The sequence below is a fragment of the Humibacillus xanthopallidus genome (genome assembly GCF_044793955.1).
Classification (GTDB): domain Bacteria; phylum Actinomycetota; class Actinomycetes; order Actinomycetales; family Dermatophilaceae; genus Humibacillus; species Humibacillus xanthopallidus_C.
Map to the genome: position 1 here is coordinate 258,063 of NZ_CP084995.1, position 18,616 is coordinate 276,678.

At 72.7% G+C, this 18,616-nt stretch carries 18 protein-coding genes; 7 read left to right on the forward strand and 11 right to left on the reverse strand.

From position 1 onward, the window contains the following. The first annotated feature begins 36 nt into the window (after positions 1-36). Genes LG278_RS01130 through LG278_RS01140 form a run of 3 tightly spaced genes read left to right on the forward strand, consistent with a single transcriptional unit; the run spans position 37 to position 2,148 of the window. Complete coding sequence (locus tag LG278_RS01130; RefSeq protein ID WP_404390095.1) at positions 37-963, forward strand: serine/threonine-protein kinase; 927 nt, start codon at positions 37-39, stop codon at positions 961-963. 59 nt (positions 964-1,022) lie between these two features. After that, the gene (locus tag LG278_RS01135; protein ID WP_404390097.1) at positions 1,023-1,676 is read left to right on the forward strand and encodes an LON peptidase substrate-binding domain-containing protein; all 654 of its coding nucleotides are present in this window, start codon (positions 1,023-1,025) and stop codon (positions 1,674-1,676) included. 52 nt (positions 1,677-1,728) lie between these two features. Continuing rightward, positions 1,729-2,148 (forward strand): VOC family protein, encoded by a 420-nt coding sequence (locus tag LG278_RS01140; RefSeq protein ID WP_404390099.1) that lies wholly within the window; start codon positions 1,729-1,731, stop codon positions 2,146-2,148. Positions 2,149-2,240: 92 nt separating this feature from the next. On the opposite strand, the gene LG278_RS01145 is transcribed toward LG278_RS01140, so the two are convergent. The 3 genes from LG278_RS01145 to LG278_RS01155 all read right to left on the reverse strand — a co-directional run bounded on the left by LG278_RS01145 (position 2,241) and on the right by LG278_RS01155 (position 5,597). Next, a complete protein-coding gene (locus LG278_RS01145; RefSeq protein WP_404390101.1) occupies positions 2,241-3,572 on the reverse strand; it encodes a hypothetical protein in 1,332 nt (443 codons plus the stop codon). Between the two features lie 57 nt (positions 3,573-3,629). Beyond that, positions 3,630-4,337 (reverse strand): M50 family metallopeptidase, encoded by a 708-nt coding sequence (locus tag LG278_RS01150; RefSeq protein WP_404390103.1) that lies wholly within the window; start codon positions 4,335-4,337, stop codon positions 3,630-3,632. A gap of 324 nt (positions 4,338-4,661) precedes the next feature. After that, positions 4,662-5,597 (reverse strand): 2-dehydropantoate 2-reductase, encoded by a 936-nt coding sequence (locus LG278_RS01155; RefSeq protein ID WP_404390105.1) that lies wholly within the window; start codon positions 5,595-5,597, stop codon positions 4,662-4,664. Between the two features lie 136 nt (positions 5,598-5,733). Here LG278_RS01155 and LG278_RS01160 point away from each other — a divergent pair, with 136 nt between their 5' ends. From LG278_RS01160 to LG278_RS01170, 3 genes are read left to right on the forward strand one after another with little or no spacing between them, the layout of a single operon-like run. Beyond that, on the forward strand, positions 5,734-8,325 hold the full coding sequence (locus LG278_RS01160; RefSeq protein ID WP_404390107.1) for a molybdopterin-dependent oxidoreductase: 2,592 nt from the start codon (positions 5,734-5,736) through the stop codon (positions 8,323-8,325). Further along, positions 8,322-9,260, forward strand: a complete 939-nt coding sequence (locus tag LG278_RS01165) for an FAD binding domain-containing protein (protein WP_404390109.1) — start codon at positions 8,322-8,324, stop codon at positions 9,258-9,260. Before LG278_RS01160 ends, LG278_RS01165 begins: the two co-directional genes overlap by 4 nt. A gap of 37 nt (positions 9,261-9,297) precedes the next feature. Then, positions 9,298-9,792, forward strand: a complete 495-nt coding sequence (locus LG278_RS01170) for a metallophosphoesterase family protein (RefSeq protein WP_404390111.1) — start codon at positions 9,298-9,300, stop codon at positions 9,790-9,792. 8 nt (positions 9,793-9,800) lie between these two features. Here LG278_RS01170 and LG278_RS01175 read toward each other — a convergent pair whose 3' ends face one another. From LG278_RS01175 to LG278_RS01205, 7 genes are all read right to left on the reverse strand, one after another. Then, the gene (locus LG278_RS01175; protein WP_404393495.1) at positions 9,801-10,286 is read right to left on the reverse strand and encodes a GNAT family N-acetyltransferase; all 486 of its coding nucleotides are present in this window, start codon (positions 10,284-10,286) and stop codon (positions 9,801-9,803) included. A gap of 58 nt (positions 10,287-10,344) precedes the next feature. Then, positions 10,345-10,842 carry a DUF427 domain-containing protein gene (locus tag LG278_RS01180; protein WP_404390113.1) on the reverse strand — a complete coding sequence of 166 codons (498 nt, stop codon included), beginning with the start codon at positions 10,840-10,842 and terminating at the stop codon, positions 10,345-10,347. After that, entirely contained in the window at positions 10,839-12,059 is a 1,221-nt protein-coding gene (locus tag LG278_RS01185; RefSeq protein ID WP_404390115.1) for a cysteine desulfurase-like protein, read from the reverse strand. The genes LG278_RS01180 and LG278_RS01185 overlap by 4 nt, the downstream gene beginning before the upstream one ends. Before the next feature lie 85 nt (positions 12,060-12,144). Further along, the gene (locus tag LG278_RS01190) at positions 12,145-12,984 is read right to left on the reverse strand and encodes a transglutaminase domain-containing protein (RefSeq protein ID WP_404390117.1); all 840 of its coding nucleotides are present in this window, start codon (positions 12,982-12,984) and stop codon (positions 12,145-12,147) included. A gap of 1 nt (position 12,985) precedes the next feature. Beyond that, positions 12,986-13,909 (reverse strand): alpha-E domain-containing protein, encoded by a 924-nt coding sequence (locus LG278_RS01195; protein WP_404390119.1) that lies wholly within the window; start codon positions 13,907-13,909, stop codon positions 12,986-12,988. Then, complete coding sequence (locus LG278_RS01200; protein WP_404393497.1) at positions 13,903-15,516, reverse strand: circularly permuted type 2 ATP-grasp protein; 1,614 nt, start codon at positions 15,514-15,516, stop codon at positions 13,903-13,905. Before LG278_RS01200 ends, LG278_RS01195 begins: the two co-directional genes overlap by 7 nt. Before the next feature lie 225 nt (positions 15,517-15,741). Continuing rightward, a complete protein-coding gene (locus LG278_RS01205; protein ID WP_404390121.1) occupies positions 15,742-17,157 on the reverse strand; it encodes an FAD-binding oxidoreductase in 1,416 nt (471 codons plus the stop codon). 281 nt (positions 17,158-17,438) lie between these two features. On the opposite strand from LG278_RS01205, the gene LG278_RS01210 reads away from it, so the two are divergent. Then, the gene (locus tag LG278_RS01210; RefSeq protein WP_404390123.1) at positions 17,439-17,960 is read left to right on the forward strand and encodes a DinB family protein; all 522 of its coding nucleotides are present in this window, start codon (positions 17,439-17,441) and stop codon (positions 17,958-17,960) included. A 132-nt stretch (positions 17,961-18,092) separates the two neighbouring features. Here LG278_RS01210 and LG278_RS01215 read toward each other — a convergent pair whose 3' ends face one another. Further along, positions 18,093-18,452, reverse strand: a complete 360-nt coding sequence (locus tag LG278_RS01215; protein ID WP_404390125.1) for an ArsR/SmtB family transcription factor — start codon at positions 18,450-18,452, stop codon at positions 18,093-18,095. Between the last annotated feature and the right edge of the window lie 164 nt (positions 18,453-18,616).

Genomic DNA, 18,616 nt, shown 5'->3' on the forward strand with positions numbered 1-18,616 from the left:
CGTGCACCTTCTGTCCGAGAGGCCCTGGGTGCTGTGATGAACCGGTTGCAGGAAGGATTCGTCCTCGGCCAGCGCTACCGCCTCGAGCAGCGGATCGCCTCCGGTGGCATGGCCGATGTCTGGGCCGGCATCGACGACGTGCTGCAGCGCAACGTCGCCATCAAGATCATGCGTCCCGACGCCGACCACGAGCGGCTCTTTGCACTGCGCTTCCGCGACGAGGCCGTGCACTCCGCCGGCCTCATGCACACCAACATCGCCACGGTCTTCGACTACGGCGAGGACGACGGTCTCGCCTTCCTCGTGCAGGAGCTCGTCGACGGCCAGCCCCTCTCCAAGATCCTCGCCGAGCGCGCCCCCCTCGACTCGGGCGAGGTGCGCTCCATCCTCGGCCAGGCCGCGCTCGCGCTCGGGGTCGCCCACGAGGCTCGCGTCGTGCACCGCGACGTCAAGCCGGCCAACATCCTCGTCCGCCCCGACGGGGTCGTGAAGCTCACCGACTTCGGCATCGCGCGTGCCCTCGACGCCAGCGGCCACACGCAGCACGGCGAGATGCTCGGCACGCCCAACTACATCAGCCCCGAGCAGGCCCTCGGCCATGCCGCCACCGGCGCCAGCGACCTCTACGCCCTCGGCGTCGTCGGCCACGAGATGCTCTCGGGCAAGCGACCCTTCGACCGCGGCACCCCCATCGCGACGGCGCTCTCGCACGTCAACGAGCCGCCGCCCGCGCTACCCGACGAGATCCCGCAGGACCTGCGCGAGCTCATCGCCGACTGCCTCGAGAAGGACCCCGAGAAGCGGCCGGCCAACGCCAACGACGTCGCCGTGCGCCTCGGCCTCGGCGACCAGGAGGCCATGGGCCTCGCCCTCGGCTTCGCGCAGGCGCTGACGAGTGCGTCGGGCGACCTCGAGGACCAGCTCGGCGCCACCCAGCTCATGCCGAGCCCCGCGCGCGACTGACCCACCCGTCGGTCGGTCGGGGGGCTGGCGCTGCTGCCGTCTCGACCTACGCTGGAGTCATGGCGACCCTGCCGCTCTTCCCGCTCGGCACCGTGCTGCTGCCCGGTGCCCAGCTGCCGCTGCAGATCTTCGAGCCGCGCTACGTCGCCCTGCTCCGTGACCTGCTCGCGGGGCAGGACGAGCGATCGCCGGTCTTCGGGGTCGTCGCGATCCGCGAGGGCTTCGAGGTCGGCGACGACGGCGTGCGGGCGCTTCACCCGGTCGGGTGCGCGGCCCTGCTGACGCAGGCGGCAGCCCTCGAGGGTGAGCGCTTCCTCGTCGTGTCCGTCGGCACCGACCGCTTCCGCCTCGACGGGATCGACCCGGCGGCCGACACCCCCTACGCCACCGGCGACATCACCTGGCTCGACGAGCCCGAGGGCGACGACCTGCGCGTCACCGCGCTGGCCGAGCGGGTGCGCGAGGAGGTCCTCGGCTATGCCGCGCTCCTGGGCCAGGACGAGCCCGACCTCCCCGACGACGACCGGCTGCTGTCGTATGCCGTGCCGCAGACCGTGCCGCTCGACGTGCCCGACCGCCAGGCCCTCCTCGAGAGCTCCGACACGGAGTCGCGCCTGCGCCTCGGCCTCTCGCTCGTGCGTCGCGAGCGCGAGTTCGCGACGGCGCTCGGTGCCGTGTCGCAGCCGCCCCACCCGCCGATGAACCTCAACTGAGTTCGACCCTTTCACCCACCCTCGGTGGTGGCCGACGTCGTAGGGTCGATGGGTGTTCACCACCCCTCAGGTCAACCTGTATTCCAGTGACGTGGAGCGCACCGCGGCGTTCTACTCCCACCTCGGCTTCGTGGAGTCGTTTCGCACTCCGATGCACGGGGCGGCCGACCACGTCGAGTTCAAGCTCGAGGGGCTCACCCTCGGGGTCGGGTCCGCCGCGGCCGGCATCCGCGACCACGGGCTCGACATCCGACTCCACGAGCGCGGCCGCGGCGCCGAGGTCGTGCTCTGGACGCATGACGTCGACGCCGCCTTCGCGCTCGCCATGCGCCACGGCGCCCGGTCCCTGCAGGAGCCGCACGACGTGCGCGGCCTGCGCATCGCCTACGTGCTCGACCCGGACGACAACCCGGTGGAGTTCGTGCAGCACCGCGACCCGAGCGAACCCCCGCCCCCGCAACACACCGAGTAGTCGTCAACTCCGCGTGGTGTGCCCCGCCGACCCGACAACTGCTCGGTGTGTCGCGGAGGGGGTGGGCGGCATACGGCCTCGGGGTGGCGGCGTCAGCCGGTGACCTCGGAGGGCCTCGTGCTGCGCCAGGCGAGCGTGCCCGCGATGACGACGACGGCCACGAGCGCGATCGACACGCCCACGGGCAGGTCGGCGGCGAGCATCACGACGACGCACACGAGAGCCACCGCACCAGCCACCAACGGGGTATGCCGCCACGCCACCGCAGCGCTCCACGTCTGGCTGGCCGTGTCGCCCACGGAGCGGCGCAGGGCGGTGGCCCGTGGCCCGCCACCCGTCAGCGCGGTGACGACCAGCGCGGCCAGCGCGAGCCAGCCGATGACGCGCAGGATCTGGCGCAACCGGTCGGTGACAGCCTCCACGATCGAGCCTGCAGCGCCGCGGTTGGCCGGCTCGAGCCCCGAGATGGCGTAGTCGGCGCCCACGCGCGCCGCGACGATCGTCACGAGGGCGGCGACGAGCACCCCTCCGAGGGTCAGCATGCTGGCGCGCCACCGGCGCCTCGCGAGCAGGACCCCAATGACGATTAGGGCGATGGTGACGACGAGCAGCACCCAGGGCAGGCCCTTGACGAGCCGGTAGGCCGTCTCCGCCTGGGTGAGGCGCGTGCCGTCACCGACGACGACGGCGCCCGCGACGTCGGGCAGCAGTGAGGCGCCCGGCACGCCGGCGTTCTCGAGGGCGGTGCGGATCGTCGACGACAGGGCGGAGAGGTCGACGACGAGCTGGCCGTCCTCCTGCTGGGTCAGCACGGTGGTGTCGCCCTCGAGGAGCCGGATGAGCTGGGTGTGCGCGATGCGGTTGGCGTTGGTCCAGACGGCGGCGAAGCGCTCGCTCGTCACGATCCGGTCGACGACGCGCCGCACGAGCGCCTCGGTGCGGTCCTGGAGCGGTGACTGCAGCAGGCTGAGCGAGCTGGCCAGCTCCGGTGAGATGCCTTGCGCCACGAGCGCTTCGGTGAGCGCACCGATGACGTCGAGCTGCGTGAGCTCCGTCATGACGCGGGCCGTGAGCTGCTCCTCGACGGCGGTCTGCACCTGCGGGTCGCTCGCCAGCGGGCCGACCACGGCGACGTAGGACTCGGTGTCGGTGATCGTGCCGCGCACCCAGAATGACGTCGCCGTCACGGGCACGAGCACGCAGCCGAGCACGATCATGATCGCCGAGAGGATCGAGAGCCACCGCCGTCGTGGCGTGACGGGCTGGGCGGGGGGCGCGGCTGGGGGCGTGGTGACCGGCTGGGTGGGGTGCGCGGCCTCCGACTGGGCGGGGGTCTCGGCGGGTGGCTCGGCGGGGGCACCGGCGGGGGGTGTGGTCGCTGGCCCCGTGGTGGGGACCGGGACGGTGTCGCCGTTGGAGCTCATGCCATCAGCGTGCTCGCCCGAGTCCGGACCGGCGTCACCCGAGTGGTGTGATTCCCGTCAGCGCAGGGCGTGCAGCACCTCGACCCCGACGAGCCAGGTCGCGCCCGCGCAGACGACCACGAAGCTCGCGTTCCACACGGCCCGTGGCACGTGGCTGAGCGAGGCAAGCACTCCCGGGTCGCTGCCGCTGCTGTGGTCACCGAGCACCGCGAGCAGGTGCCGCCATGCTCCGACGACGAGCACGCAGCCGAGACCGAGCATCACCTGGGGCTGGAGCACGTCGTCGCGCCACCACCACAGCGCACCGAGCCCACCGAGCGCCGCGAGGACGACGAGCACGGTCAGGCCCGAGCGCACGCGGATGAGCGCGAAGAGCAGGATGACGAGGAGCGTGGTGATGACGGGCGCCGACCAGCCACGTCCGGCCGCCCACACCATCGCGGCCCCGAGCAGGGCGGGCACCGGGTAGCCCGCCCAGGTCGAGGCGATGCGGCCGGGCCCTCGTGCTGGGCCGCGCGTCACGGCGTGTCCCGACATGTCACCCCGCAGCACGAAGCCGGTGAACTGCCGACCGACGACGACCCCGACGACGGCGTGCCCGAGCTCGTGCACGAGGGTGACCGCGAGCCGCACGACCTGCCAGATCGGTGGCGTGATGACGACGACGAGCGCGAGCAGCAGCACGACCGTCACCTGCGGTGCGCTCAGCGCGACCTCGCCCGCAGCAGGGCGGGCCCGGTCTGCGATCGCCTCGAACCAGTCCACGGACAGCAGAACCTAGCCGACGCCCCTGTCACCCCAGCCCCGGCCTCCGCGACGCTGCCACCGCGCCGAGGTGGCCGACCGCAACCCGGGTCAGCCCGGTCCACCTGCAGCAACCGCAGACTGATCCGCAGCGTGATCCCGGGGATCGATCAATCTGCCGATCAGTCTGCGTGGAGTGCTGCTCAGGCGACAGCAGACGCAGACTGATCCGCGGCTTGATCGCCTGGACTGATCAATCTGCGGATCAGTCTGCGGGTGGGGTCGTGCGGCGGGATCAGTCTGCGGATCAGTCTGCACATCGGGTCGGCCGGTCGGGTGCCCGACTCAGCCGAGGAGGGCGCCGGGGTGGCGGGAGGTCAGGACCTCGAGCAGGAGCCGGTGCAGGGGGACATCGACGCCAGACTCGCCTGCCAGCCGCACGACGGCGCCGGTCCAGGCGTCGAGCTCGGAGGGTCTGCCTTCGAGCAGGTCGCGCTGCAGTGAGGTGGTGGCACCGGCGGGCTGGTCGTCGACGAAGGCCATCGTGCCGGCGACGACCGCCGGAGGCAGGGAGATGCCCCGCGCTCGGGCAACCGCCTCGACCTCGCGCATGGCGTCCTCGAGCAGGGCGCGGCTGGACGGCTTGGACCGCAGCTCGCCGATGGTCGCGTCGAGCGCGGCGCCGAGCCCGCCGAAGGGCACGACGAAGAGCATCTTCGACCAGAGCTCGGCCCAGATGTCGTCGGGCACGGGCGACACGGCGCCGGAGGCGGTGACGGCCTCGCGCAGCCTGGTCACCCGCGCGGACGGGGCGCCGGGCAGCGTCGACCACTCGTCGAAGACGAGCGAGGCCGGGCCACCGGCGTGGGTGATGTGACCCGGTGCCTCGATGAAGGCGAAGATCTTGGCGATGCCGGGCAGCACGGCCTCCCGCCCGACCACGGTGGCGACCTGGTCGGGGGCCTCGACGCCGTTCTGGGTCGTGACGACCGCGGTGTCGGGGCCGACCAAGGCGGGCAGCGACTCGAGCAGCGCCCCCAGCTGCCACGTCTTGACGGCGAGCAGCACCGTGTCGACCTCGCCGATCGAGGCGACGTCGTCGGTGACGCGCGCCGACTCGACCGTGAAGTCGCCGGCGACGCTCGTGACGACGAGGCCGTGCTCGCGGATCGCCTCGAGGTGGGCGCCTCTCGCGAGGAACGTGACGTCATGACCTGCTGCGGCGAGCCGCCCGCCGAAGTAGCCGCCGATCCCACCCGTGCCCAGCACCGCGATGCGCATGGCCGCGCCTCCTCGTCGCACGGGGCCCCCGAGGCTTCGAGGGACCCTCGACACCATCATCGCGCCGAGGTCGTCCCGGAGGTAGCGTCGGTGAGCATCGTCTCGTCGAGACGCCAGCCCGGCTGCAGGAGGTCGCATGGAGCTCACCACCACGGTCAACGGCGAGACACGGGTGGTGGAGGTCGACGGCACGGAGTCGGCGGTCGACGTCGTGCGCGACGGTCTCGGGCTCACCGGCACCAAGCTCGTCTGCGGCAGCGGCGTCTGCGGCGCGTGCACGGTGCTCGTCGACGGCGACCCCGTGCTCGGCTGCCTCACGCCCGCGACCAGCCTGCGCGACTCGGCCGTCACCACGGTCGAGGGCCTCGCCGACGGCGACGACCTGCACCCGGTCCAGCGTGCGTTCGTCCAGCACGACGGGCTCCAGTGCGGCTACTGCACACCGGGTTTCGTCGTCGACGCCGTCGCCTTCCACGACCGCTGGCGCGCGCACCACGACACCGACGACCCGCCCGACCGCGAGACGATCGCCGAGGCGCTCGCCGGCCACCTCTGCCGGTGCGGCTCCTACGAGGGCATCTTCCGCGCCGTCGCCGCCGCCTGCCGCGGTGAGCACGACGGCGGAGCGGGCAGCGTCGAGCGCGTCGACGCCCCCGCCAAGGTCACCGGCGCCGCCGTCTACACGACCGACGTTGTGCTGCCGCAGATGCTGTATGCCGCGATCCGCCGTTCCGATGTCGCCGCCGGCCTCGTCGGGCGGATCACCTTCCCCGACGGCGTCGCCGGCATCGACGTGCTGCCCGACGACCGCCGGGTCCGCTGGGCCGGGCAACCCGTCGCCGTGGTCGCGGCCGAGAGCGTCGAGCAGGCTCGGCGCCTCGCCCGCGAGCTCGTGGTCCCCATCGCCCCGCGGTCCTTCGTCCTCGACCCCGCAGAGGCCGTCCGGCCCGGCGCGCCCCAGGTCTATGCGACGCGAGCCGAGCGCAAGCAGGCCCCGAGCTCGAGCGAGGGCGGTGCCCTGCCGGCCCCGTGGGACGGCAACAGCCGTGGGCCGACGCGCAGCCCGTTCCTCGGCACCGTCGCCAAGCGGCGCCTCCGGTCGGCTCGCTCCGAGGCACGACCCGGCCTCGTCGACCTCGAGTTCCACACCGCCGTCCAGCTGCACACCGCCTTCGAGCCGCACGCCTGCGTCGCCGACTGGAGCGACCCGCAGCGGCTGCGGGTCTGGCTCAGCACCCAGGCCGCCGAGGCGATGCGCCTCGAGATCGCGGCCCACTTTGACCTGGACCCCGAGCAGGTCGAGGTCGTCGCCGAGCACGTCGGTGGCGGCTTCGGTGCCAAGCTCGGTCTCACGATGGAGGCGATCGGCGCGATCTCGCTGAGCCGCCTCACCCGCCGTCCCGTGCGCCTCGTGCTCGACCGGCACGAGGAGCTGACCGGCACCGGCAACCGTCCCGGCAGCCGCACCCGCATCTCGCTCCTCGTCGACGACGACACCCAGGCGATCCGGGCGCTCACCGTCGACACCGACAGCCACGCGGGCGTCGCCGTCGGCAACAGCGTCGCGGCCCTGGCGATGCTCGTCTACGACCGCACCCCGCGCCTGGCCCGTGACGTCGACATCGTGACGAACGCGCCGCCGGGCGCTCCCTTCCGTGGCCCCGGCGGGCCGACGATCGCCTGGGCGCTCGAGCAGACCGTCGACGAGGTGGCCCACCGCTCCGGTCGCAACCCGATCGAGCTGCGCGCCCAGTGGGACGGCAACCCGAAGCGGCAGGCCCTCTACCGGTGGGCGGCCGCACTGCCGATGTGGCAGGCACGCCCGGCGACGGGGAGCAGGACCGGGCGCTTCCGCCGCGGCGTCGGCGTCGCGGCCGCCAACTGGATGTACTTCGTCGACCCCGACTGCGAGGTCGTCGTCTCCCTCGAGTCGGGGCGGCTCGTCGTCTCGACCGCCGTCCAGGACATGGGCACGGGCAGCCGCACGGTGCTGGCGCGCGCCGTGGCCGGCGTCTTCGGCGTCGACCCCACCGCGGTGGAGGTCCGCCTGGGCCACGCGCACAGCGGTGCGACCCACGGTCCCACCTCGGGCGGCAGCCGCACGACGGTGTCGTTGTGGTCGACGGCCGTCGAGGCAGCGACGACCCTGCGAGACCGCGTCGGCACCGACCTCGGCACGGCCCCCGCCGGCGCCAGCGCTCGGGCAACCCGCGGTGGCGATCGCGGTGTGCGTGCGGTGCCGGTCACGATGGGTGGCATCCAGATCGGCCGCGGCTTCTCGGCGGCCGTGCACATCAGCGAGGTCGAGGTCGACACCCGCACCGGCAGGACGCGGGTCCTCCGCGTGCACGGCGGCATCGCCGTCGGCCGCATCCACGCTCCCGTGCTCGCGCGCAGCCAGTGCGAGGGGTCGGTCATCCAGGGCATCGGCCTCGCGCTCTACGAGCAGCAGGTCCTCGACCCGCACACGGGCCTCACCCTCACGGCCAACCTCGAGGACTACCGCATCCCCCAGCTCGGCGACACCCCCGAGATCGACATCCACTTCCACGAGGAGGGCTGGGACCGTGTGCCCGGTGGCGGGGTCGGTCTCGGCGAGGTCGCGACCATCAGCCCGGCTGCCTCCGTCGGCAACGCGATCTTCAACGCGACCGGCTGGCGACCGCTCACGCTCCCCGTGCGCCCTGACCGGTTGCTCGAGGGACTGCGGACGGAGGCCACGCGATGAGCATCACGATCCTCACGGCATACGACGAGCGACCCGATGGCACAGGCGATCTCGTCTATCGCGCGGGCGGCACCGACCTGCAGGAGCGGCTGCGCACGACCGGCGCCACCCCGCACATCCTCGACCTCACCGGCGTGCCCGGCTTCGCCCGGGTCGAGCGCACCGACGCCGGCACCACCCTCGGCGCAGGCACGACCGTGGCCGCCGTGGCTCGCGACCTGGTGGGCGACTACCCCGCGCTCGCGCTGACCGCCGCCGGTCTCGCGACCCCACAGGTGCGGGCCACCGCGACGATCGGGGGCAACCTGCTCCAGCGCACCCGCTGCTGGTACTACCGCCACCCGCACACGTCGTGCTTCAAGTCGGGCGGTGACCGCTGCCCCGCGCGCGACGGCCGGCACCTCTACGGCGTCGCCTTCGACACGGCGCCTTGCGTCCACCCGCACCCGTCGTCCCTCGCCATGGCCCTGCTGACGTATGCCGCCACCATCGACACGACGCACCGGAGGAGTCTCGCGGTCGGTGACGTCCTCGGTGACGGGTCCGACCCCAGCCGTGACCACCTGCTCGCCGCTGACGAGGTGCTGACCGGCGTCACCCTGCCGCCCCCCGTGCCGGGTGAGCGGGGGTCCTACTACCGCTCGATCAGCCGGTTCGAGGCGGAGTGGCCGCTCGTCGAGGCGGTGTGCCGCGTCGTGCGCGACGATGCCGGAGCGGTGACGTCGTGCGGCGTCGCCGTCGGTGGGGTGGCGCCGGTCCCGTTGCGCCTCAGGGCAGTCGAGGACCTGCTGCTCGGGTCGAGACTCGACGACGACACCGTGTCGGCGGCGGCCCACGCCGCCACCGAGGGGGCCGACCCGCTCCCCGAGACCGGCTACAAGGTGCACCTCGTCGAGGCCACGGTCCGCGAGGTCCTCGAGCGAGTGCGGTCGTGACGGAGCGGCGAGGCGACCATGTCGAGGGCGCCCTGTCATGAGGGTCCTCGTGCTCTCCGACACCCACAGCCCGCGCCGGTGGAGGGACTGCCCACCCGCCCTGCTGCCGCACCTCGACTCCGCCGACGTCATCCTGCATGCCGGTGACGTGTGCACACCCGACGTGCTCGACCTGCTCGCCAGCTTCGCTCCGGTGCACGTCGTCATGGGCAACAACGACGTGCCCGAGGTCGCCGCATGGGGCGCACCCGAGACGCTCGAGGTCGAGTTGGAGGGGGTGCGGATCGGCATGATCCACGACAGCGGGCAGCGTCAGGGGCGCACGGCCCGGCTGCGTCGACGCTTCCCGCAGGCCGACCTCGTGGTCTTCGGGCACTCGCACATCCCGCTCGACGAGACCGGCGACGGCCTGCGCATCCTCAACCCGGGGTCGCCGACCGACCGTCGACGTCAGCCGGCCGGAACCTTCGCGCTCCTCGACGTGCAGGACGGGGCGCTCGTCGACGGTCGCATCGAGCAGCTGCCCCGCTGAGGGCGAGGTCAGAGCTCGCGCAGGTAGAAGAGCATCCGGTAGTCGGCGCCGGGCTCGATGTTGACGAAGCCGTGCCGCTCGTAGAAGCGGCGGGTGTCGACATCGACCTCGTCGACGTTGATGTGCATCTCTCCCGCGCCACGCTCGCGCACCCGGCGCAGCGCATCGGTGAGGATGAGCGTGCCGATCCCCCTGTCTCGCAGGACCGGTCGCACATAGAGCTCCTCGAGCTGGGCGAGCGGGCCGTCGTAGTAGGGCGTCGGTCGGAGCGTGATGAGCGCGAAGCCGACCGGGCCGGAGGTCGAGTCGAGTCGTTCGTCGGTGTCAGCCAGCAGGACGAGCACGTCGTCCAGCCCCAGCAGAGACCGGAACCGAGTCGCGAACTCCTCGGCCGTGGGGCCGGGCGTCTCGAACTCGTCGTTGAAGTCGCGCAGCAGCCCGCCGACGGTGTCGGCGTCGTCGACGGTCGCGAGGCGCACCGAGGGCCCGAGCAGGTGGCCGGCATCCCGAGGCGCCACGGGCGTCACCACCGGACCCTCACCAGCCCCACCCTCACCAGCCCCACGAGCCGGCGCCGCCCTTGAACGGCCCGACGACGCGGTCGGTGATCCACCCACCGTAGAAGCCACCCTCCTGAGGCCGCACCCGCTCGCCGTCGACGAAGCACGCGCCCACGAGACCCGGCATGAGGGCGACGTGACCGGCCAGGACGGCATACGCCGGCACGGGCTCGGGGTAGGTCCACCCGGCACGGGGAGCCCGGCGACCCCCACCGACGACATCGAAGTAGGCGGCCCGCCCCTTCCACTCGCACACGGTGCTGCCCTCGACGGGCACGAGCGCACCGGGCACGAAGGCGTCGACGGGCAGGTAGTAGGTCGGCGGGTGGCTCGTCTCGAGCACCCGCAGGGCGGCGCGTGTGCTCGCGATGACGGCCCCGCCCAGGTGCACCTCGATGAGCTCGCCGCTCGCCTCGACCGCGGGTGGGCGCGGGTAGTCCCACACGGACTCCTGGCCGGGCCCGGCGGGCAGCGGCACCGGGCGGCTCATCGGCTTGTCCCGCAGAGCTGCTCGAGCCCCCGCGCGAGCCGGTCGATGTCGGACGCGTTGGTGTAGGGCGCGAGCCCCATCCGCAGCCCGCCCGTGGCACCGAGCCCCAGGTGGTGGCTGCACTCCCACGCGTAGAAGTGGCCGGCGGGAGCGTTGACGCCGCGCTCGGCGAGCCCCGCGCGCAACGCCTGCGGGTCGTGCCCCTCCACGGTGACGAGCAGCGTCGGCGTGCGTCGCTTCGCGAGGCTGTATGCCGTGAGGCCGGGGATCGCCCGAAGCCGCTCCTCCAGCGTGGCGAGGAGTGCGTCCTCGTGGTCCTCCAGCGCGGCGAACGATGCGACGAGCCGGTCGCGCCGCGAATCCGACGGTGGGGCAGCCAGATCGGCGAGGAAGTCGACGGCCGCCGTGGAGCCGGCCAGCAGCTCGTAGGGCAGCGTGCCGAGCTCGAAGCGCTCGGGCACGGCGTCGCTCGAGGGCAGCAGCTTGTCGGGGTGCAGCGTCTCGAGCAGGGCCGGGCTCGCGGCGAGCACCCCGTGGTGCGGGCCGAGGAACTTGTAGGGCGAGCACACCCAGAAGTCGGCGCCGCTCGCGGGCACGTCGGTGAGCACGTGGGCGGTGGCGTGGACCCCGTCGACCCAGAGCAGGGCGCCGTGGTCGTGGGCCACGGCGGCGATGGCGGGCAGGTCCGGGCGCGTGCCGATGAGGTTGGAGGCGGCGGTGACGGCGACGAGCCGGGTGCGGTCGGTGACGACCGACTCCACGGCCTCCGGCGTGAGCTCGCCCGTGGCAGCGTCGAACTCGGCCCAGCGCACCGTGGCTCCGACCGCCTCTGCGGCGATGACCCAGGGCCGGATATTGGCGTCGTGGTCGAGCCGGCTGACGACGACCTCGTCGCCGGGCCCCCACGACCGGGCGAGGGTGCGGGCGAGGTGGAAGGTGAGCTCGGTGGCCGACCGCCCGAAGACGATGCCCTGCGGGTCGACGGCCAGCAGGTCGCCCATCGCGGCCCGCGCCGAGGCGACGACGGCGTCGGCTCGGCGCTCGGCCGGGGTGACGGTGCCGCGGTTGGAGATGGCGGAGGTCAGGGTGTCGGCGACGGCGCGCGCGACGACCTCGGGGGTCTGCGACCCGCCCGGCCCGTCGAAGTGGGCGGCGCCCTCGCGCAGCGCGGGGAAGTGCGAGCGGATCCGCTCGACGTCATAGCTCTCAGCGGTCATGCCCCGATCTTCTCCCGGATCGGTCGGCGGATCGAGGTGACCCCGGCACCCGCCCCTGTGCCGGGGTCACCTCGGGCTGGAGGGCTCAGGCGAGCCGGGTGAAGCGCACCGCGACGTCGAGGGTGGCGACGCCCTGTCCGGAGTAGACGCCCTTGAGCGGCGGCACGTCCTCGTAGTCGCGGCCGCGGGCGACGACGACGTGCTCGAGCCCGACCGGGCGGGCGTTCGTCGGGTCGGCCGGCAGCCACGCGCCGTCCCAGAACTCGACCCACGCGTGGCTCTCACCGACGCTGCTCTCGCCGACCTCCGCGTCGCGCTTGGGGGCGAGGTAGCCGGAGACGTAGCGCGCCGGGATGCCGAGGCTGCGCAGCGCGCCGACCCCGATGTGCGCGAAGTCCTGGCAGACGCCGCGCCGCTCGGCCCAGGCCTGCTCGCCCCTGCTGTGCACCGCCGTCGACCCGGGCTCGTAGGTCATCTCGTCGTGGAGCAGCTCGCACAGCCGGTATGCCGCCTCGCGGGGTGTCGCGAGACCGCGCACCGAGTCGGCGAGCGAGTCGACCCCCTCGCCTGGCCGGGTGCGGCGCGACAGCATCAGCCACTCGAAGGTGCGGTCGCGCACGGCGGGGTCCTGCAGGGTCGTCCAGCCGGCCGACTCGGGCGGAGCGTCGACGGGCACCCGCTCGACGGTGCTCGTCGCCTCGATGTCGAGGTGGGTGTGCTGCGACAGCGACTCCAGCGCCATCACCTGGGTGCCCCAGTGGTCGCGATAGAGCAGGCTCCACGTCAGCGGCTTGACCCGCACCCGGTTGTCGAGGGTGGTCTGGCCGGCCTCGTTGACCGGGCTCATGCGCAGCTCGTTGTGCGAGGCGCGCACCGGGTGGTCGTAGGCCATCGACGTCGAGTGGACGATGCGGAAGCGGCGCATGTCAGATGAGCTCCTCGGTCCACGTCGGCAGCGGGCCGGACTGGAAGTAGCGCTCTGCGATCGAGGCCGACGCGGCCGTGACCGCGGCCTGCACGGCCTGCATCTGCACGGGCAGGCTGGCGACGACGTCGGTCGTGATGCCGTACTCGAGGGCCGTCCGGATGCTGCCGAGCCGGCGTCGTGCCTCGTCGGAGACGCCGAGCCGCTCGACCTTGGGCGAGAGCGAGCGCAGCCGCTGCTCCGCCTCGGTCAGGGCGAAGAGCACCGAGCGGGGGAATTGCCGGTCGAGGGCCAGGAACGCCGCGGCCCGCTCGTCGGTGAGCATGCCGCGGTGGCTGCGCATGAAGGCCTGCTGGGCGCCGCAGCTCGAGAGCACGGCCGACCACGGCGGCCCTCCCGTTGACAGGCCGCCCGTGGCGACGAGCCGAGCCGTCATGTCGGCCCGCTCCAGCGCCCGTCCGAGCACGAGGAACTGCCAGGCGTCGTCATGGCTCATCGTCGAGTCGGCGATGCCGGCGATGAGCGAGGCCCGCTCGCGCACCCACGACAGGTGGCGCTCCGTCACGCTGTGCCGGCCGAAGCCGTTCCACCGGTGCCAGGTCGTGTTGATGCTCTCCCACAGCTCGGTCGAGAGCGTCTCGCGGGCGCGCCGGGCGTTCTCGCGGGCGGCGTGCAGCGATCCGGTGATCGAGCCGGTCGACGACCGGTCGAAGACGAGCCGCGCGCCCACGTCGGCGACCCCGGTGGGCCCGCTCACCGGCATACCCATGATGACGCCGAGCACCGTTGCGGCGGAAGCCGACTCGTCGGCCGTCGGGTCCTCGAGCAGCTGGAGGCGCAGCGCGTCGACGATGCGTGCCGTGCCGTCGGCGCGCTCGACGTAGCGCCCGATCCAGAAGAGCGACTCGGCGATGCGGCTCAGCACGACGGCTCCTCGGGCGCGGTGTGGAGCGGGGTCTGGCGCTGGGTCTGCTGCTGTTGTTGCTGCTGGGCGCGGAGCGAGTCCTCGTAGGAGGCGGTCGGTGGTGTCATGACGATGACCTCGCGGCCGTCCTGCGAGCGCTTCGTCGGGCCCCCGACGGGGGTGCCGCGCGCGGCGAGCACCCAGGTGTCCTTGGAGCCGCCGCCCTGGCTGGAGTTGACGACGAGCTCGCCCTCCGGCAGCGCCACCCGGGTGAGTCCCCCTGGCAGCACACGGATCTCGTCACCGTCGTTGACCGCGAAGGGCCGCAGGTCGACGTGCCGCGGGGCGAGGCGACCGTCGATGAAGGTGGGCACCGTCGAGAGCTGCACGACGGGCTGGGCGATCCAGTTGCGCGGGTTGGCGCGCAGGCTCGTGCGCAGCCGGTCGAGCGTCGGCCCGTCGGCGCGCGGACCGATGACGATCCCCTTGCCGCCCGAGCCGTCGACGGGCTTGACGACCATGGAGTCGAGGTGGTCGAGGACGTGCTGGAGGGCGCCCGGCTCGTTGCAGCGGTAGGTGTCGACGTTGGGCAGGATCGGGTCCTCGTCGAGGTAGAAGCGAATCAGGTCCGGCAGGTAGCTGTAGACGAGCTTGTCGTCGGCCACCCCGTTGCCGACGGCGTTGGCGAGCGACACCCGACCCGAGCGCATCGCGGAGACGAGCCCGGCGACCCCGAGCACCGAGTCACCGCGGAAGTGCACGGGGTCGAGGAACTCGTCGTCGACGCGGCGATAGATGACGTCGACGGGCCGGTCGCCCGAGGTCGTGCGCATGCGCACCTGGCCGCCGGTGCACACGAGGTCGCGGCCCTCGACGAGCTCGACACCCATCATCCGGGCGAGCAGCGCGTGCTCGAAGTAGGCGCTGTTGTAGACGCCGGGGGTCAGCACGACGACGGTCGGGTCGTGGGCGCCGTCGGGCGCCGACGCGCGCAGGGCCGAGAGCAGCATCCGCGGGTAGTCGTGCACCGGCCGGATGCGCATCGTCGCGAAGGCCTCGGGGAAGACGTTGGCCATGGCGCGCCGGTTGGCGATGACGTAGCTGACGCCGGAGGGCACCCGCACGTTGTCCTCGAGCACGCGGAAGGTGCCGTGCTCGTCGCGGATGAGGTCGACGCCAGCGACCTGGATGCGCACGCCGTTGACGGGCCGGATACCCATGACGGCGCGGTGGTAGTGGCTCGAGCTCGCGATGAGCTGCCACGGCAGGATGCCCTGGTGCACGGCGCGGGGGATGTCGCCCTCGCGCGAGTAGATGTCGTCGAGCAGGGCCTCGAGGGCGGTGACCCGCTGGATGACCCCGGACTCGATGACGTCCCACTCGAGGGCCGAGATGACGCGCGGCACCGCGTCGAGGGGGAAGGGTCGCTCCTCGCCAGCGTGGTCGAAGGTGACGCCCTGGTCGAGGTAGTTGCGCGCGAGAGTCTCGACGCGCTCGGTGAGCGAGGTCGAGGTCATCGAGCGGAGCGTGTGGTGCACGGCCTTGTAGGTCGTGCGAGGGCTCCCCGCGTCGGCGAGCATCTCGTCCCACGCGCGGCTCGGGTCGTAGCCGTCGAAGAGGGCACCCACGGGCGGGTCGGTGCCGTGGGGCGGGTCGACGGTGAGGTCCTCACTCACGGGCGTCAGCGTAGGGAGGGCGTGTCACCGACAGTTCACCGTCGTGTGAACGACGTGTTTCGGTCCCCGCCACCCCCTCGGCAATCGAAAGAGCAGTTCGTCGCCCTTTCCGCGACCGTGCGGGCGCGCTCAGCGGCGACGAACTGCTCTTTCGATTGCGTTGGTGACGCGGGCGCGTCAGGGCGTGACGGCTCCGTGCTCGAAGAGCCGGGGCACCCGGTGGTTGCCGACGAAGCGGTCGTCGGGGTCGTAGGCCGAGCGGATCCCCTTGAGCTGCAACCACGCCGACTCGTCGTAGCCCGTGCGCGGGTCGACGGCGTTCTCGGCGAAGTTGAGATAGCTCCGCCCGGTCGACCACGGCTCGAGCGCCGCCGTGACCTGGTGGGCGTCGAGCTGCCCCTGCATCGCCATCTCGGGCGTCGCCGCCACGGCCACCGCAAAGAGGCCGTATGCCGCGTCGATGCTCCCGAGGGCACCGTGGCCCTCGGGTGCCCGGCCGAGCGCGCCGCCGAGCTGACGGAGCTCGGTCGAGAGCAGCGACGTCGTCGACCCCGGACCGACCTCCGCGAGGAGCGTGTCGATGGCCGTGTCGGTGAGCTCGCCGAGCAGGCTCGCGTCCGACACCCCGGGCGTCGGGCCCTCCGGGTCGAGGTGCAGCCGGGTCAGCGACCGTGCCGGCACGCGGCCGAAGGTGTCGATCTCGGGTCCGAGGCCGCGGAGCAGGCCGAGGATCGAGCGGGCCTGCGCGTCGCAGTCGAGCACCGCGCCGTCGATGGCGACGACCGACCGTCCACGCAACGGCTCGGGGATGGCCGGCAACGGCGGCAGGTTGAGGAAGCGGAGCGAGGTCGTCACCGACTCGGGGGCCCCGGGCGCCCAGTCGGCCCAGCGCCGCAGCACGCGCTCGGCGTGGTCGCGGTCCCAGACGAGCATGCCGGCATACGCCGTCTCGATGGGGTGCAGCCGGAACTCGATGGCCGTCACGACGCCGAAGCTGCCACCGCCTCCGCGCAGTGCCCAGAAGAGCTCGCGGTTCTCGCTGGCGTCGGCGCGCACGTGCTCACCGTCAGCAGTCACGAGCTCGATCGCGGTGACGCTGTTGCTGGCGAGGCCGAGCTTCCTTGCATACCAGCCGATTCCGCCGCCGAGCGTGTAGCCGGCGATGCCCACGTCGGGTGAGCTGCCGTGCAGTGCGGCCAGGCCGTGGTCGGCCGCGGGCTCGGTGGCGTCGAGCCAGACCGCCCCGCCCTCGGCGCGGGCGGTGCGGCGTGCCGGGTCGATCGTGACCTGGCGCAGGCGCTCGGTGCGCACGACGACGACGTCGTCGAGGCCCTGGGCCACGAGCGGCCCGGCGTTGTGGCCCGTCGTCTGCGGGGCGATGCGCAGCCCGGCGTCGGCTGCGGCGCGCACGACCTGCTGCACGTGCGCGACGGTGCTCGGCAGGGCGACCGCGGCCGGCCGCTGGTCGACGGCGACGTTCCACGGCAGGCGCGCGGTCTCGTAGGCGGCGTCCCCGGGCAGGTGGACCGCACCGTCGCAGAGTCCGCCGAGGGTGCTGGCCCGGAGGTCGGTGGGGGTGAGGTGGATGGACATCGGTGGTTCTCCCTCTCGTCTCGTGCTGTCCGTGGTGACGGACGCGAGGGCTCAGAGGGCGTTGGGGCCGCGCCAGATACACGCCTCCCCGAAGTCGTCCGGTCCATCCGCATTCGCCCCCCTCCTCGTCGAGTGCCCAGTTCCCGACGGTGGCGGTCCTCCCGGTCGAGTGCCCAGTTCCCGACGGCGCTAGTTCCCGGTCGAGTGCCCAGTTCCCGACGCCCTTTGCCGTATGCCGTGTGGCGCAGGGCCGTCGACGCGATGCTGGGTAGGTGGACGACATGACGACAGACCTGGCCCGCGAGCTGCTGACCGACGGCTTCGACCGCATCCGAGACGGCGTGCCCGAGGTCGTCGACGGCCTCTCGGTGGAGGAGCTGCTCTGGCGGCCCGATGCCGATGCCAACCACGTGGCGTGGCTCCTCTGGCACCTGACCCGCCAGCAGGACGACCAGGTCGCGGCGCTCGTGGACGACGAGCCGGTGTGGCAGTCGGGCGGCTGGTCCGAGCGCTTCGGGCTGCCCTATCCCCCGTCGGCGCACGGCTGGGGCATGAGCTCCGCAGACGTCGGCCGCTTCAGCGTGGCCGACCCGTCGCTCTTCGCGGGCTATCAGGAGGCGGTGCACGAGCGGACGGTGCGCTACCTCGCGGGCCTTGACGCAGCGGCATACGGGAGGGTCATCGACGAGCGCTGGGACCCGCCGGTCACGGTCGGCGTGCGGATCATCTCGGTGCTCGACGACGCGGCCAAGCACCTGGGCCAGGCGGAGTACGTCAAGGGCCTGATCGGGCGCCGCACGTAAGCCCAATCGAAAGAGCATTCCGTCAGGTTCCCGGCCACCCTCGGTAATCGAAAGAGCAGTTCGTCGCCCTTCCACGCGATCGTGCGGGCGCGCTCGGCGGCGACGAACTGCTCTTTCGATTGTGGCTGGGTGCTAGGACAGGAAGCCGCGGATCGCGGCGAGCTGGTCGGCATCGAGCCGGAACCACGCCCAGTTGCCGCGGCGGTCGCGCGTCACGATGCCGGCGTCGACGAGCACCTTGAGGTGGTGGCTGACGGTCGGTTGCGCGACGTCGACGAGCTCGGTCATGTCGCAGACACAGGCCTCCTGGCCCGGGGAGCCCGAGATGATGCTGAGCAGCTGCAGCCGCACGGGGTCGGCCAGCGCCTTGAGCAAGGCTGCCCTGCGGGTGGCCTCGTCGTGGGCCAGCGGCTCGGCGCCGGCGGGCGCGCACTCGGTGACGGACACGTCGTCGATGCGCTGGGGAGTCGTGCTCAGCGTCGTGACGCTCATGCGGTCCGCCTCTCGGTCGCCGGTGCTGCCGTGTGTCGAGGCACCTACATTGACACAGGTTGATGTGGCTGCCAACCTTGCCTCATTCGCCCACATCGACTCGTGTCGATGTGGACCCTGACGTGAGGAAGGCCCTCGGTGACCATCCCGAGCACCAGCACACC